The following is a 15,211-nucleotide window of genomic DNA, read 5'->3' as shown; positions in this document are numbered from 1 at the left end:
CGTTTTGTTATTTCTTCATTTTTGCATTATTGGCCTCTATTAAATTTAAAATCGGACGGTATCGTTTGCTGATAATTCCGGTAATCTCGATTAATATCTCTATCAAGAGGATCATGGCGATTAAAGTGATCACACTTCCCCACATCGTCGACTTGGTAAAGATAATAGCTGCTAAGCTAAATAAGCTACTAAGCAGATAAATCATTATCACAGCTTGTCTGTGCGAGAATCCGAAATTAATTAAACAATGATGTAAATGGTGTTTATCTGGTTTATGGAGAGGCTGCTTATGTAAGAACCTCCTCACAATCGCTAATGTTGTGTCTAATAACGGCACGCCCAGGATGACAATCGGGATAATCAAGGTGAATAAGGTAGCATTCTTAAATCCAAGTACCGACACTACCCCAATCATATATCCTAAGAATAGCGCCCCCGTGTCACCCATAAAAATCTTAGCCGGATAGAAGTTATAAAACAAAAAGCCAATCGTACTCCCTAATAACATAAATCCGATAAACGCGGCAAAAGTATCTCCAAGCGTAATTGCCAAACCGGAAATAGTGATCAAAGCAATCGATGATACACCAGCTGCTAAGCCATCCAGTCCGTCAATTAAATTAATCGCATTGGTCACGCCGACGATCCAAATAATGGTCACAGGAATACTCCAGAAATCGAATTCGATCGTTTGGTCAAATGGTAAATTTACAACGCCAATCTGTACCCCGCCTATGACGGCAATACTGGCTGCAATAATTTGACTCAGTAATTTAATTTTGGCAGAAAGTTCATAGATATCATCTAAAATCCCGGTAATGGTGATAACTAAAGCCCCTGCAAAGATTGGCCAAAAATAGGGACTGTCCGGGTTAAATAAAATAAAACCAACAAAAAAACTAATGACAATGGCTAGGCCGCCTAACCTAGGCATGATTTTCTGGTGGACTTTTCTGTTATTTGGTTTATCTACTGCATTCAATTTAAAAGCAAGCTTCTTGACGTATGGTGTTATGGCTAGTGCCACCACCAAGCATATAAAAAAAGCAATCAACATCATGGTTAGGTTCCTCCTGGAATGAAATCGTGCACATCATTTGTGTGTACCCATTTCCAGTATGACACACATCTATGCATTCTTTCCCTTATGCAACTATACCACGTTTCCATAGAAAATAGTATATCAAAAGTGTGTAATTTTGATTACTGATCTGTGTCACCCATTACCAGCCACCATTTCTGATTAGGAATTTGGCGAATATGATCTTCTAATGGCTGAACGGATAAGGATAGAGGCTGTAGCCATTTCCTCATGCCAATTTTGCGCAAGTAATGGTCAATGGTTGCGTCTGGGCACATCCAAAATTGAATGATGTGCATGCGTTTCAAGATTCGTTTAACTGCTGTCAGCAGTAACTTCCATGTGTATGCTTCATCAATGGCTGCCAGGTCGACAATACATGCTTTTGTAAGTCTTCCCTTAAATGACAGTCGAAAAACGACATATCCTTTTATTTCTTGATGGTAGGTAAGTGTCAGGATAAGATATTGCTTGGTATCATCCTGATTATCCTTCCATCGCAGAATCTGGTCTGCTTTATTTGTCTGCATGGCCTTCCATTTTGATTTCATGGCGATAAATTGAAACAGGGCTGGATCATCCTCCTGCCATTCGCCAATATGCCATCCTGTAGGCAGGCCTTGGTTGTATTCTCGCATTGTTTCTTGTAATTTTGTCAGATAGGCTGCTTTCGATATCTTGGATTGAAAACAGATATGCCTCAGCAGGGAAAACGGTCGATTAATTTTTAAATAACGCTGAATCGGCTTCGTCTCCAATCCTGTTTCAGGCATTTGCCTCTTTTTACAGGCGGGTATGTCCACAATACAGACAACTCCCAGTGATTTTGCCTTTATAACCAGCTGATCATGTAGCTGCTTCTCAATATGGACTTGGCTTGCATACGGATCAATTAATCTGTCCTGCCGAAAGCCAATCAGCTGTTCCTTCCCATGAATATAGGTTTTTCTTAGTGTTAATGCCACGTGTCCAATGATCTGTCCTGCTTGTTCATAAACGAGAATCACTGGTTCCCTGTCTGATTCCTTCCGATACTTCTCGCGCCATTCTGTGACCGATGGCTTTGTCGAACATACCTGATAGAATAGCTGATTAATACAGGGATCGTCACCTGACTGATATGATCTTACCCCCATTTTAATCATCTCCTATGCTTCATTAATAAATTCATTCAGCAGGCCAAACATTCGATCTCGACCAGAATGAAACATAGTCGGTTCAAATTGATACGCCTGTGCAATGATATTCTCTAAGCGATCCCCCTCCCGAAAAGCTAAGATATGCCCGGCTGCTTCAAAGACATCTACTAGTTGTAACTGGTGATCATCATTGTGCTCACCAAATTTATGTAATCTTGGTGCCGCAATGACGACCTTGTTCTTGCGTAAACCGGAAATGACCGAGCCTGTTCCCGCATGCGTAATTAACAAATCTGCTTTCTCATACAATGCTTCCATCTCATCAAAATGAAAGAAACGATGGATCTGCATATAATTACTGCTATAGGCGGTATGACCTGCCTGTACGATGATATCCTCGGATTGTAAAACAGTTTGTTTACATCTTTCTACTTCTTGCAATAACCTTGTGAAAGGTAGTTCATGGGTTCCTAAGGTGACTAGAATCAATAGATAGACCCCCCATATACAGCTTTAGGATAGATTTCCTTCATGCTTTCCCATTGGACAATAAATAAATCAGATATCGGGTATACTAATCTCCCGGTCAAGGTCGGACTTGTTGATTTAGAAAAGCTTTCAATAAATACGACTTTGCGCCGGAATAATTTTGCCAGATAACACATCGGTACAGCGGTATGGGCACCGGTCGAAATAATCACATCCGGACGGTAGCGCAGAAAGATAAACAGTGATTTCACTACGTTAAACGAAAATTTAAAGATATATCTTATCGGATAGTTTCTGCCGCCATACATAAGAAAAGATACTGGATATTTTTCCTTCAGTTCCTCGGTAAGCTCTGACTTTTCAGTCACGAGGTGATACTGGTAATTTTTAAATAGCGATTCTAACTGGAGCAATTGTGTCAAATGACCACCAATAGACGAAATAAGAAGTAGTTTCTTTTGTTTCATAGCTATTTTCTCCTATCGATTTTAAAGTGGGACTTTCATTAGTGGGGTTTTTCCACTAATTATTAGCGAAACTTATCAAGTGTCGGCCTCTCGGAAAGTTCTAATGCTTCTGCTGGATACTTATTATGATCGGCTGGCACCGTGATATATGGTAAACAATTGTTGAATCAGTTTTTCTTGATCATTACTTTCTGCCTTTGCCTCGCCATTTGCAATCATCTGCTGCCGCAGTGCCTGATTAGTTAAAACTTCGGTAATTGCCAGTTCCAGGGCATCTGCATTCTGCGGCTCTACCATAATTCCTGCTTGATCTCCAAGTAAATATTGGAGACCGCCAACATTGGAACCAATCACAGGTGTCTTACAGGACATCGCCTCTAATGCCACTAGTCCGAATCCTTCTATATAAGAAGGGACGACCAGTACATCCGCCATGTTCATCCATTTGGCAACAGTAGCTTGATCACTCGCAGGCAGGAAATACACCCGTTCTATGTTATGGTTAGCGATATAATTCTGCAGTGTTTGATAAAACGGCGGTTCTTTTACTGCCCCGATAATATATAGGGCAGCTTGCTTGATATCTAATTGCTCAAAGGCTGTGATTAATTCCTTGACCCCTTTATTTCTAATAATATTGCCTACAAACAGGATAATCGGCTGATCATCAGGCAGCTGATGGGTCTCTCTCAGCTTGTTTTTTGACATCGGATAAAAAATCGAGCGATTGACTCCCATATTCAGTAAGGAAATTTTGGCTGGATTCACTTGATATTCACTAGCCACTTGCTTCTCCAGCCGCTTGCCTACCGTAATAATATGATCGGCTTCTTGCAGGATAAGCTGGGTATATTGATGAATCCGCTGATTCTTTTTGGCCATCTTTTCAAGATCTCCGCCATGGGCTGTCACAATTAATGGGATCTTGAACAGCCGCTTGGTCCATAATCCTAATAAACCGCTGGGAAAGACATAATGAGCATGGACGACATCATATTTACGGCCGCTTTTCACCATCAGCCAAAGCCACTTCAGCAGCCAGGTCGTATACTTCCATGTAAGGTTAGCCTTTCCCGTTTTCGGGTTTTTTATGACCAATAATTCAACCTCATACCCATTCTCTTCAATTCGTTTCACTTGGTTTTTTATAAATATCCCAAATGAGGGATGTTTATTGGATGGATACATAGTACTAATCAATAAAATTCGTTGTTTCATGGCTTCACTCCTTTCACGGTTTATAGTGAGACTTTCAGTAGTGGCGGTTTTCCACTAATGATTAGCGAAACTTATCAGAGTGCTAGCGACCGTTGACACTTGCATAAGTGACTTACGGACGATTGGCTCTGTGGTATAGTGAGACTTTCAGTAGTGGCGGTTTTCCACTAATGATGAACGGATCTTATCTCCGATCAAAGCTTTGAAATAACAGACTTATGGGCAGCTGGACCAGAATAAGCAATCGCCAATGCTATAGCTAAATAGATACTAGCCGCTGGTGAGGATAGCACATGTCCTGCTAACGCGGCACTTCCTAAGCCAAGGCAAATGGCAATCATCACCATAAAATAATTAATATCTTGCAGCAGCTCGCGCCGAAATGGAATAAGTGTATGGTAGAGAGTGTATACCAATGGCAGGAGCAAGATCACAAACCCGATCATGCCAAAGGCAAAGAACAAATCAATAAAATCCATCTCGATTAGCTTTGGTTCGTTCTGATAATTGCCGGCATATCCCAGACCAAACAGCTTCTGAACAATTGGTGCTTGCTGGTATTGATCGATGGTCGCCTGCATAAACTCTTCTCGCCCATTTAACGCCTTCACAGGAACTGGGCTAGGCTCCTCTTCCACTTCCTCTTCCGGCACTGTTTGTTGTTGATTACTGTTCGAAAATAAGGGATAGCTGATATTCAGATTATGGCCAATTGCCGACAGCGGCATATATAAGGCGGCAGCTAGCAGCAACACAACTAGGGCGGTGATCTTCTTCTGGTAATGTCCTTTTTTCCATGAATCGACACCTAACCAAACTACTCCGGCTCCCACCACGATAATCCATGCACCGAAACTTACCTTGGTGCCAATTGTCATCATCGCCCAGCCGCTTCCCGCTAGGAGCAGAAAACAGCTGATTTGGGCTGCCTGTGTTCCCTTTTTCAAAAAAGAAAGGAGGACGAAGCCAACGCCCATGGCCATAATGGCACTGAGCTCATTGCCCGAGAAAAACCAGCCTGTATGCCCTTCTTTGATCAGCATGCCGTAGCTGCGCTGTCCTGTACCGGTTAGCTCTGCCAATACCATGACGATAGTGATGACAGTGATATTGATCGTAACCAAATTTCTGATGGTTGGCAGCAATGCATGACGTTTACCGATCTCCAGAAACACGAATAAGATTACAATAAAATAGACCGTCTTAATGATATAGTTGACTTCTGTCATAAGCGCAAATGAATCTTTTAAGAAAAAGTTGGTCGCCAGATTGACGATTAGATAACCTGCCAGCACCAACAAGTAGATACGGTGTTTGCTGAATAGCAGGATATAGAGTCCGCCAGCCATGAGGGCAAAACCTCGAACTATTTCGGAAACGGCTAATCCTGCAAAAGCCATTAAATCCAGGATCGGCTGTAATATGATAAAGTAGATACATATTTTTTCTATTTGTGTTCGATACGTACTCATCGAAAACCCTCCATCTCCTAATGTTGATTATCACCTCCTCCAATGATTCCGCAAGTAAAGGAACGATGGCACCCGCAAGAGTTGACAACTAATAAAATAACTCAAGGCACCGACTAGGACAGAAATGATAATATGTGCGATGGCAGGTTGTTGCAGCAACTGTATGACTAACAATGACACTACCATGATGATTGTTGCGATAATTACTTTGAAACCTTCTTGTTTTGGCCGTTCTTTTGGATGCTGCTTACTAGCTTTTCGGAATACAAGATAGGTGGCTAGGGAATAATAACCGCCCACAATCGAAGAAGCTAATGGAATACCGTAATAACTCAGGAATTGAATCAAAATATAATTTAACACGATATTCAGCAGAACCGAAAAGGCCCCGATTTTGAAAATAGCAGCTCCTTTTCCCATCGTATATAATGCCTTATTCCAGACGATATTGAGACTGAAAAAGAAGGCCGAACCGAGATAGAAATAGGCTACCTTCGTTGTTTCTAATGTGGCACTTGCCTGAAAAGCTCCTCTTTCAAACAAGACCTTGATTACTTCTGGCAGAATCATGCCTAAACCTACAATCGCCGGCAAGGTAAGAAATATCGTAATCTGATGTGCCCGAGACAGTGATTGTTGAAAGGCAGACAGATTCTGCTTGGCATAGGTGTCAGAGATATGAGAAAACAAAACAACTCCAATCACTGCCGCAATTACCGTTTGTGGTAAGTGCACCAAGTTCTTGGCGTAGTTGATATACGTAATGGCTCCACCACCAAAGTAACTGGCATAAATATTGTCTACCATTAAATTGAGCTGACCGATCAGAATGGTCAATCCAATTGGTACTAGAGGCTGATAGTAATTTTTTATCATGGTGCGATCCAGTTTATACTTTTTGACTTGGCGCTTCCTGACAAAAACACATTTGAACAGGAAGGAAATTGCTGCACCTAATAGATAACCATAAGCTAGTGAGTAGACTCCCCACTTAGAGACGAATACGATCGTGAATACAATCATCGTCACCCAGACAATCATTTGCGAGAAAGTAGACAGATGATAACGATACGTAGCGTCTAGATAACTTTCGTATACGGCATTCATACATACGAGGATGATGGCTGCCATTAGAATACGCATAATTTTTGCTGCCACATCGGCAACTTGTTGATCGAAGGCCGGGTACAGCAAATCAATCAACTGCGATGCGAGAATAATACCGATAATCGATATGACGATACCGAGTACTGCGCTTGTTCGAAAGATATTATAGAAAAATGCTTCAGAAGCATGCATTTTCTTGTATTGAAAGTATTGGGGGACGAAGATTTCCTTCATCCCATTTTGCATAAACAAGATGATCATATTTGGAATAATAAAAGCTGCCAGATAAGCTTCTGCTAGATAACTATCTCCAAAGTAGTTTGCAATCAGCATATCGCGCATGAGTCCAGATATTTTCAATAAAATAGTGGTGACAAACAGTAATGCTGCTGAAACGCCTATGTTCTTCCTCACGTGATAACCTCTTTACTTCCCTCTATATTTTTGTTTGGGATGAGGGGTAGTTGATTTTGTTTTCTCTTGATTTGCGTTTAGTGTACCAGACTGTTTTAGCCGATTCTATATTAATTGGAAGTTTTTACGTATACTTAACCATTGCTTTACATTCGGTTTATGAATTTTACAATTGGGTTTTTCGTCTAGTTTTTCCCAATTAGGTAGGGGCTATACTTGGAGATGGGTTATTGATGGTTGCTGTGTTCTTTTGGACTGCTGGGGGTTGGATTTTTGCTTTTTTGTCCATAAGAACCGTTCTCATGGACTCTGGGATGACTTTTTCTCTTTTTCTGTCCATGAGAGCCATTCTCACGGACTCTGAGATGACTTTTTCTCTTTTTCTGTCCATGAGAGCCGTTCTCATGGACTCTGAGATGACTTTTTCTCTTTTTCTGTCCATGAGAGCCATTCTCATGGACTCTGGGATGACTTTTTCTCTTTTTCTGTCCATGAGAGCCATTCTCATGGACTCTGGGATGACTTTTTCTCTTTTTCTGTCCATGAGAGCCGTTCTCACGGGCTCTGGAACAACTTTTCTCCTTCTTCTGTCCGTTACGTGATTTCGCTGCTGAATGTGCTTGCTTCCAAATCAAACAAGCCTGCAGAGCATAATGTCTCTACAGGCTTCCTTTTCTAAGCTTCTTCTTTTTCTTTAAAATGTTTACCAAAACGGCCTTTGATGCGATTGGCCAGATTATCTAGATAGGTATAAACAACTGGTATCAGTACTAGTGTAAAGATACTGGAGGTTGTTAAACCAAAGATAACGGTGATCGCCATTGGCTGCTGCATTTCGGCGCCTTCCCCATAGCCTAATGCTAAAGGTATCATTGCTAAAATGGTCGTAAGGGTAGTCATTAAGATTGGACGAAGTCTGGTTTTACCAGCTTCCACAATTGCCTCATGCCGTTCCATTCCACGTCGTCTTAAGATATTGATATAGTCTACCAAGATAATCCCATTGTTCACCACTATACCGGCGAGCATAATTACTCCGATAAAGGCGGTGATCGAGAGCGGATGTCCTGTAATAAACAGGCCTCCTAAGACCCCGACAACCGATGACGGCATCGAGAACATAATAATAAATGGGTGGAGGAAACTTTCAAACTGTACTGCCATCACGGCATATACTAAGAAAATTGATAACAGTAGCGCCATACTTAAATCAACAAATGCCTCCATCATATCTTCTGCCTGACCACCAATTGAAAAATTGTAGTCATCTGGCCAATTCATGGATTCCAAGGCTGACTCGATATTCCTTGATACCGTTCCTAAGTCACTGCCTGTAATATTACTCGATATATTTACTTGCCGTTGTTGATTTTGTCGGGTAATGGTTGCTGCACTTTGTACCTGCTCAAAATCAGCAATCGTTGTTAATGGGACAGATGTTCCTTGCTGATTTTGGATCATCACATTTTCTAAATCGTTGATTGTCGAACGTTCATCCTCAGGATAAGTAATGCGCACATTCATTTCATCTCCGTCTTCACGATACTGCATAACCGTTTGACCAGTAAAATTCATCTGTATCTGACTCATTACTTCTGGGTAACTTAAACCGTATTGAGCAGCCAATTCACGATCAACCTGTACCGTCATTTCCGGCTGGGTATCTGATAACGAGGATTCCGGATTATAAACCCCTTCTACATCTGCTAACACAGCCATGACTTGATCAGATAATTCTTGTAAAATTTCGGTTTCAGGTCCTGAGATTTGAATTTGAATTGGGTCTCCCATACTTGCCCCAGAAGCCATATCCTGGACTGTAATCTCCGCTCCAGCAATGGAAGCTAACTCTTCATTCAATTCTTGACTGAAATCAGCCGTCGATTGATCTCGTTCACTAGACGGAACAAGCTGTATCTGATAGCTGGCGGCTGAGCCTCCGCCTGTCATAACCGCTTCTTCGACATTATTGCTGCCAACTGTAACATAACTTACCTCAATTATATCCTCATGTTCCGCCAGTCTTTCGTTCACTTCATTGGCAATCGCCAGCCGCTTTTCTTCATTTGTCCCCGTTGGTGTCTCTACATTAATTGCTAATTGGCCTTGATCACCATCAGGAATGAAGGCAGTGCCAATATAAGGGACTAGCGCAATACTTGCAATAATCGCTGCTAATGTAATCGCTATAGTTGTCTTTCTTAGCTTCAGAGCCTTTTCAATCACTCGTTCATAGAAATCGATAACTTTCTGTAATAAACGATTAAACCAATAGCGCCGGCCATCACCTTCTAATACCTTGGTCAATAACCTCGATGATAACATCGGTACTAAAGTAACTGCTACAGCTAATGAGGCCAAAAGGGAGAAGGCAACCGTAATCGCTAAAGGTGTAAATAACTCAGAAGCAATGCCATCCACAAAGACAATTGGCAAAAATACTACTAATGTCGTTGTTGTAGAGGCGATAACTGCTGGTGTTAGCTCGGAAGCCCCCTTGACTGCCGCTTCTTTTAAGCTGTACCCCTTCTGCCTGTAACTGACAATGTTCTCTAAAATAACAATGGAACTGTCGATCATCAGACCGACACCTAATGCCAATCCACCCATTGTCAATACATTCAGGGTCTCGCCAGTAAAATATAATAAAACAAAGGTAGAAATAATCGCAATCGGTATTGATACCCCGATAACGAAAGTGGCTCGAATACTTTTGAAAAATAACAGCAGTACCAGCAGGGCAAACAAGCCGCCAAAAATCATGTTCTGTACAACAGAATCAATCGATTGCTTGATAAACTCTGACGTATCAACAACCACATCCAAATGAATGCCGTCTGGCAGTTCATTATTCAGCGATTCGATCGCACCTAGAATATTATCGGAAACATCGACCGTATTCCCATCAGACTGCTTTAATATATTCATTACCACAGCTGTTTCATTGTTGACCAGCGTGGTTCCATTTTTCTGTAATGTGTCCTTTACCTCTGCGATATCTGATATTTTCACTTGAGCACCTTCTGGTGACTGAATAATCGAATTGGCAATATCATCAACCGAACCAAATGTTCCATCGATTCGCAGCTGTAAATCTTGATCTCCTTTTTGGATTGTCCCTGCTGATCCAGATTGGTTCACACCTTGCAGTGATTGTTGTACCAGCTGTGGAGATATACCATATTGTTCCAAGGCTGATCGATCTAATTCCAGTTCAATAACTCGTTCTTCTCCACCTTCGATCCCTACAGAAGCTACGCCGCCTTGCCGCTCAAAATAGGGCTGCACAGTATCTTCTGCTACCGATTGCAAGGTGGTACTGTCACTTCCCGTTAAACCAACCCACATAATTGGCATTTGGTTCGGATTAAACCGCAGCACACTTGGATCATTTGCTCCATCCGGGAGCATTGCTTTCACTTGATCTACACTTTCCCTTACTTCTAGTAAAGCATTGTCAAGATTGGTTCCATTTTCAAACATAATAATAATCATGGAAGAACCTGTCTGTGACTGTGATTGAAGTGTGTTAACCCCTTCTATTGAACTAAGACTGCCTTCCAATGGTTCAGAGACTAATTGCTCTACCTCTTGCGGAGCAGCGTCTGGATAATTGGTTGCCACCACGGCAATTGGCAAATCAATCTCTGGAAAAAGATCAATTGCTAAGTTACGAACAGATATGATACCCATAGCAATAATAGCAAGGACAATCATGATCACCCCAACCGGGCGTTTAACAGATGATTTAATTAGTTTCATGATTATTCCTCCCCTACTACATTAATTTCATTGCCGTCTGTAAGGGTTAATTGGCCGCTTACAATCACTTGATCTCCTTCGCTCAGATCAGCTTCTACTGCTGTTTGCTCTGACTGCGTTTCTTTGACTGTTACATCTACACGTTTTGCTGTGTCATCATCCACGATATAAACAAATGTTTCTTCATTTTCTTCTGTTAATGCAGCAGTTGGAATGAGCAAGGTATCTTGCTGCACGTTTTCTTTTATCGTTACTTTTGTAACAACACCGGCACGATGATCGGTTTCCGTGTTATCAAACGTCAACTCCACCATAAATAGGCCTGTCTCTCCTGCCATATTATCAATGGAGATAATCTCTGCTTTTCCTGCTTCGTCATCTTGATTAGTTAAGGATACATTCACTTCTTCTCCAACCTTAAATAAATCTAATTGTGTATCAGGCGATTGCAGTTGAATGGTTAATTGATCAAGATCAATAATCATTGCGATCGGCTCTTGATCAGAAACCATTGAACCTTCGCTTGCGGCTAACTGAGATACAGTACCATCACCCGGCGCCTCGATAGTTATTTCTCCCTGTGGTGTCGTCAAGGTAATGAGATCGTCTCCCTCTTCCACTTGATCACCATTCTGTACATGCAGCTCTTCTACTTCAGCTGCACCAGGAGGCATAATTGGTGTGGTTTGATCTGGCATCGTTCGACCAAAAAAAACACGGTCGACTACTAAATCACCTTTTGTAACCTCATCTGTCTCTACGGGTATAACGACTTCTGCCTCTGATTCGTTCTCTGATTCATTGGAACAAGCGACCAACGCTATAGCTATCATAGCGAATAACACAAATAATCTTTTCATTAGTTGTCTCCTCTCTTATCTTTAAAAAGTTGAACAGCAGTATAAATAGCAGGGTAACTCTCTAAATGTGCCAGCATACTTTGAATAATAATTTGTTTCGGTGCTGGCTTGTTCAATTCCTCTTCTAATACTTGGAAAGCCTCTTCCATCTGTTGTCTGTCTGTACCGCTGGAACTATTAATAGCTTGTTTAAGACCTGCTAAGGCGTCTTGTTCTTTATCTGTGCGAAATTTATCCAAGTCCTCTAACGTAAAGATGGGAGCTGACATTTCACGACAGACATGTTCTGCAAGTACATCGACCTGCTGCATAAGATAGCTGGCCAGTTTCGATGGCTCAAATTCAATATCGTGAAAAATACTCCATTCCATATACTTACTCATCATACCTTCCAATTGAATAATGAGATCCACTATATATGGACTAATGCGCTCTCCATATAGTCGAAGCAATTGCTCTTGCATCCATTCAAAATTTTGCTTATGTAAATCAAAAATCAATTGATTCATTTTTTCACCTAAATGGACTTGATCCTGAAACTGCACCATAATATATTCACGGTGGTTCTTAAACAACTGTAATACGGCCTCCATTTGTTCGGTAAATTGGGTCCTTGGATCTGGGGTTGTTTGTTTAATTTCTTCTATTTTGTCTATTAATGTGTGGGTATAATATCTGTAGATTTCAATCAGCAAGTCATCTTTTGAAGTAAAATGCAGATAGAATCCTCCTTTTGAGATTTCACTTTGCGCTGATATTTCTTGTATCGATGTCGCATGGAAACCCTTCTCAGAGAATAATTTCAAGCTTTCCTGCATGATGCGTTTCTTCTTACTATCCATTTAGCTGTTACTCCACCTTCCTCTTTACGTTCCACAAAAGTATTTGTTTCATTTTTCGTTCCATTATCGATATCTTTTTAATAGGACCTTTTGTGGATGACCAGTCAGTCATTATACTAATTTAGCATGACAGGACTCATTTTTCAAAAGAAAAGAGGTATGTTAAAAAATTAGAAAAAGGGCAGAATTGATTCTGTCCCTTTCTATTCCGGTGTAACCATCCTAAGCCTTTCACTTCAAGGTATTGAAATTTCAATAGGGATAAAAGCTGCTAACGCTCGATAAGAACAGTCCCTACTAAATAGAGCCTTGCTTTTTTAATTGGATTGGCTAGCTTTTCTTTCTAACTCTTGAAAACGAGCATCTAGGGTATGCAGACGATATTCGGAATGAACACGTTGTTCGATTCGCTCGATATAGCTTTCTAGTTCGGCAAATTTAGAAGCGCTCTTCGACACAAGTTCTGTCTCTAATACCTTATTCATGCCTTGCTGCGTGCGGGCAACATTCTCACGGCTGCGCAGTTCTAGGCGTTTGACATACAGGTCTTTTAGCTTTTGTTTCATTTGGATATACTTAGTTTCCAGCGTTTCCAAGTCTTTGATTGCTTTATCAGACATCTCATTTAGATGAGCTACTCGTGCTTCAAATTGTTCTAATTCCGTTCTGGCTTCTTCTACTAATTCGCTTTCCTGCATGTCTTCTGCCAATTGAACCTGACGCTTGCGTTTTTCCACCATCATTTTAGCTTGGTTGCGCTCGCGGTCAATATCATGCTTGATTTCATACTGCTTATCCATCAGCTGCTTGATCTTCTTGACCTCTTGCTCACATTCGCGGATATATTGATTGACATGAGCAATCGGGTTCTTTTCTTCCTTTCGATCCATGGCTTCGTGTAAGTCGGCCATAATAGTATCTTTAATACGGGTAAACAGGTTTGACATAGTAATTCCTCCTTGTTTTTGATTAGATTTGATCCCAATCCAGGGTTTCCGTTGTTTCTTTTTCTTGTTGATATTTTTTATAGGCGTAGTACAGTACGACTAACGCAACTACACCAATTAGCGCGGGGATATTAGACAGGGACATCGATATACCGATTAAAATTACTATCGCCCAGCCTACTTTTCCGCCTGTTGTTTCCGCTAGGATGAAATGTTTTACTCCGAAATAGGCAATGACTAAGCTGATAGCTAACATAATCATCGGGCCTAAATTGGCCAATAGAACGATACCAGCGATGATCGCTAAACTGACGATCAAGAATGTTTTCATATGCTTCATCCTCCTTCCATACTTATATGATAGAGGGTTTTGCGTTTTAGCAGAACAGGCTGGGGATATATTTCGGAGTAGGTCTTGAGGCGTAGGAGGAGTAAGCCTTAGGAGGATAGAGAGCGTTTGCATAGGTAATAGTGTCTGTCAGAACAGGTATTTCAAGCAAAGAAAAACCAATTCTTTCGTTTGGAAGAATTGGCTCTGTTTACGATTATTCGTTTGTGTTATCTCTCATATCTTCTTCTGTCTCGTTTAGATGATCTTCTACATTTTCACCCATGTCTTCTTGGTCTGGATTATTGTCATCCATATTGTCATCTGCCGGAACTTCATCTGCTGGCGCTTCTTCCGTCGGCACTTCCTCTTCCTGCGGCGGTGGCTGTTCCTCATTATTATTAGTAGCACAACCAGTTAACAACGCCATCGATACCATTAGCGCAACAAGATATTTGATATAGCTAGATTTCATTAAGTATAACCTCCTTATAGTTAGCTTTCACAGGTAGCATTACCATCCAAAGGAAAAAATATACCTAATATTTAGTTCAGACATTGTGGGTATTGGAAAATAACAAGATAAGTGTTTGTTTTTCATGGTAATGTTTGGTCTGGGGCTGCAAGTTTCCGTTATGACGGACAACTCTTTGGGATTTCAGCCTTTTTTGTCCGTCATTTCCGTTATGACAGACAACTCTTCGGGATTTCAGCCTTTTCTGTCCGTCATTTCCGTTGTGACGGACAACTCTTTGGGATTTCAGCCTTTTTTGTCCGTCATTTCCGTTATGACGGAAAGCTCTTCGGGATTTCAGCCTTTTCTGTCCGTCATTTCCGTTGTGACGGACAACTCTTTGGGATTTCAGCCTTTTTTGTCCGTCATTTCCGTTATGACGGACAACTCTTCGGGATTTCAGCCTTTTTTGTCCGTCATTTCCGTTGTGACGGACAACTCTTTGGGATTTCAGCCTTTTTTGTCCGTCATTTCCGTGTGCGTGCATCTGTCAAGTAGACAATCCTATTTGTCCGTCAATTTTTCTTTCTTGCCATGAGGATACCTATGCCGTTTATCCGCCATCCTTGTC

The 15,211-nt window shown here is 41.2% G+C and carries 15 protein-coding genes; 1 reads left to right on the top strand and 14 read right to left on the bottom strand.

Features of this window, described 5'->3' with window-relative positions; all coding sequences use genetic code 11:
* Nucleotides 1–7: 7 nt before the first annotated feature.
* The 14 genes from JOD18_RS17080 to JOD18_RS17015 all read right to left on the bottom strand — a co-directional run bounded on the left by JOD18_RS17080 (nucleotide 8) and on the right by JOD18_RS17015 (nucleotide 14,601).
* Nucleotides 8–1,060 (bottom strand): glycosyltransferase family 4 protein, encoded by a 1,053-nt coding sequence (locus JOD18_RS17080; protein WP_204670329.1) that lies wholly within the window; start codon nucleotides 1,058–1,060, stop codon nucleotides 8–10.
* Nucleotides 1,061–1,203: 143 nt separating this feature from the next.
* Entirely contained in the window at nucleotides 1,204–2,217 is a 1,014-nt protein-coding gene (locus tag JOD18_RS17075; RefSeq protein ID WP_204670328.1) for a hypothetical protein, read from the bottom strand.
* 12 nt (nucleotides 2,218–2,229) lie between these two features.
* Entirely contained in the window at nucleotides 2,230–2,709 is a 480-nt protein-coding gene (gene pssE / locus JOD18_RS17070) for a PssE/Cps14G family polysaccharide biosynthesis glycosyltransferase (protein ID WP_204670327.1), read from the bottom strand.
* Nucleotides 2,706–3,176, bottom strand: a complete 471-nt coding sequence (pssD, locus tag JOD18_RS17065) for a PssD/Cps14F family polysaccharide biosynthesis glycosyltransferase (protein ID WP_204670326.1) — start codon at nucleotides 3,174–3,176, stop codon at nucleotides 2,706–2,708. The genes pssE and pssD overlap by 4 nt, the downstream gene beginning before the upstream one ends.
* A gap of 123 nt (nucleotides 3,177–3,299) precedes the next feature.
* Nucleotides 3,300–4,394, bottom strand: coding sequence for a glycosyltransferase (locus JOD18_RS17060; RefSeq protein WP_239588193.1), 1,095 nt, complete (start codon nucleotides 4,392–4,394; stop codon nucleotides 3,300–3,302).
* A gap of 194 nt (nucleotides 4,395–4,588) precedes the next feature.
* Nucleotides 4,589–5,866, bottom strand: coding sequence for an O-antigen ligase family protein (locus tag JOD18_RS17055; RefSeq protein ID WP_204670325.1), 1,278 nt, complete (start codon nucleotides 5,864–5,866; stop codon nucleotides 4,589–4,591).
* A 30-nt stretch (nucleotides 5,867–5,896) separates the two neighbouring features.
* Nucleotides 5,897–7,387: a murein biosynthesis integral membrane protein MurJ gene (gene murJ, locus JOD18_RS17050; protein ID WP_204670324.1), complete on the bottom strand. Its 1,491-nt coding sequence runs from the start codon at nucleotides 7,385–7,387 to the stop codon at nucleotides 5,897–5,899.
* A 199-nt stretch (nucleotides 7,388–7,586) separates the two neighbouring features.
* Complete coding sequence (locus JOD18_RS17045) at nucleotides 7,587–7,931, bottom strand: hypothetical protein (RefSeq protein WP_204670323.1); 345 nt, start codon at nucleotides 7,929–7,931, stop codon at nucleotides 7,587–7,589.
* 131 nt (nucleotides 7,932–8,062) lie between these two features.
* Nucleotides 8,063–11,149: an efflux RND transporter permease subunit gene (locus JOD18_RS17040; protein WP_204670322.1), complete on the bottom strand. Its 3,087-nt coding sequence runs from the start codon at nucleotides 11,147–11,149 to the stop codon at nucleotides 8,063–8,065.
* 2 nt (nucleotides 11,150–11,151) lie between these two features.
* Nucleotides 11,152–12,009 (bottom strand): efflux RND transporter periplasmic adaptor subunit, encoded by an 858-nt coding sequence (locus tag JOD18_RS17035; RefSeq protein WP_204670321.1) that lies wholly within the window; start codon nucleotides 12,007–12,009, stop codon nucleotides 11,152–11,154.
* The gene (locus JOD18_RS17030) at nucleotides 12,009–12,851 is read right to left on the bottom strand and encodes a TetR/AcrR family transcriptional regulator (protein WP_204670320.1); all 843 of its coding nucleotides are present in this window, start codon (nucleotides 12,849–12,851) and stop codon (nucleotides 12,009–12,011) included. The genes JOD18_RS17035 and JOD18_RS17030 overlap by 1 nt, the downstream gene beginning before the upstream one ends.
* A gap of 317 nt (nucleotides 12,852–13,168) precedes the next feature.
* On the bottom strand, nucleotides 13,169–13,798 hold the full coding sequence (locus JOD18_RS17025; RefSeq protein ID WP_204670319.1) for a PspA/IM30 family protein: 630 nt from the start codon (nucleotides 13,796–13,798) through the stop codon (nucleotides 13,169–13,171).
* A 22-nt stretch (nucleotides 13,799–13,820) separates the two neighbouring features.
* On the bottom strand, nucleotides 13,821–14,129 hold the full coding sequence (locus JOD18_RS17020; protein WP_204669178.1) for a lmo0954 family membrane protein: 309 nt from the start codon (nucleotides 14,127–14,129) through the stop codon (nucleotides 13,821–13,823).
* 214 nt (nucleotides 14,130–14,343) lie between these two features.
* A complete protein-coding gene (locus JOD18_RS17015; RefSeq protein ID WP_204670318.1) occupies nucleotides 14,344–14,601 on the bottom strand; it encodes a hypothetical protein in 258 nt (85 codons plus the stop codon).
* 111 nt (nucleotides 14,602–14,712) lie between these two features.
* Here JOD18_RS17015 and JOD18_RS17010 point away from each other — a divergent pair, with 111 nt between their 5' ends.
* A complete protein-coding gene (locus JOD18_RS17010; protein WP_204670317.1) occupies nucleotides 14,713–15,138 on the top strand; it encodes a hypothetical protein in 426 nt (141 codons plus the stop codon).
* Nucleotides 15,139–15,211 lie beyond the last annotated feature (73 nt).

This window comes from Gracilibacillus alcaliphilus (assembly GCF_016909015.1).
Taxonomy (GTDB): domain Bacteria; phylum Bacillota; class Bacilli; order Bacillales; family Amphibacillaceae; genus Gracilibacillus; species Gracilibacillus alcaliphilus.
Note: the sequence above shows the minus strand (reverse complement) of the source record. Positions and strands in the feature narration are given on the sequence as shown.

What these genes read in the sequence shown, in the direction of transcription:
- JOD18_RS17080 (WP_204670329.1), bottom strand. Translation starts at nt 1,060, where the DNA reads ATGATGTTGATTGCTTTTTTTATATGCTTGGTGGTGGCACTAGCCATA.
- JOD18_RS17075 (WP_204670328.1), bottom strand. Translation starts at nt 2,217, where the DNA reads ATGGGGGTAAGATCATATCAGTCAGGTGACGATCCCTGTATTAATCAG.
- pssD (WP_204670326.1), bottom strand. Translation starts at nt 3,176, where the DNA reads ATGAAACAAAAGAAACTACTTCTTATTTCGTCTATTGGTGGTCATTTG.
- JOD18_RS17060 (WP_239588193.1), bottom strand. Translation starts at nt 4,394, where the DNA reads ATGAAACAACGAATTTTATTGATTAGTACTATGTATCCATCCAATAAA.
- JOD18_RS17055 (WP_204670325.1), bottom strand. Translation starts at nt 5,866, where the DNA reads ATGAGTACGTATCGAACACAAATAGAAAAAATATGTATCTACTTTATC.
- JOD18_RS17045 (WP_204670323.1), bottom strand. Translation starts at nt 7,931, where the DNA reads ATGGACAGAAAAAGAGAAAAAGTCATCCCAGAGTCCATGAGAATGGCT.
- JOD18_RS17040 (WP_204670322.1), bottom strand. Translation starts at nt 11,149, where the DNA reads ATGAAACTAATTAAATCATCTGTTAAACGCCCGGTTGGGGTGATCATG.
- JOD18_RS17035 (WP_204670321.1), bottom strand. Translation starts at nt 12,009, where the DNA reads ATGAAAAGATTATTTGTGTTATTCGCTATGATAGCTATAGCGTTGGTC.
- JOD18_RS17030 (WP_204670320.1), bottom strand. Translation starts at nt 12,851, where the DNA reads ATGGATAGTAAGAAGAAACGCATCATGCAGGAAAGCTTGAAATTATTC.
- JOD18_RS17025 (WP_204670319.1), bottom strand. Translation starts at nt 13,798, where the DNA reads ATGTCAAACCTGTTTACCCGTATTAAAGATACTATTATGGCCGACTTA.
- JOD18_RS17020 (WP_204669178.1), bottom strand. Translation starts at nt 14,129, where the DNA reads ATGAAAACATTCTTGATCGTCAGTTTAGCGATCATCGCTGGTATCGTT.
- JOD18_RS17015 (WP_204670318.1), bottom strand. Translation starts at nt 14,601, where the DNA reads ATGAAATCTAGCTATATCAAATATCTTGTTGCGCTAATGGTATCGATG.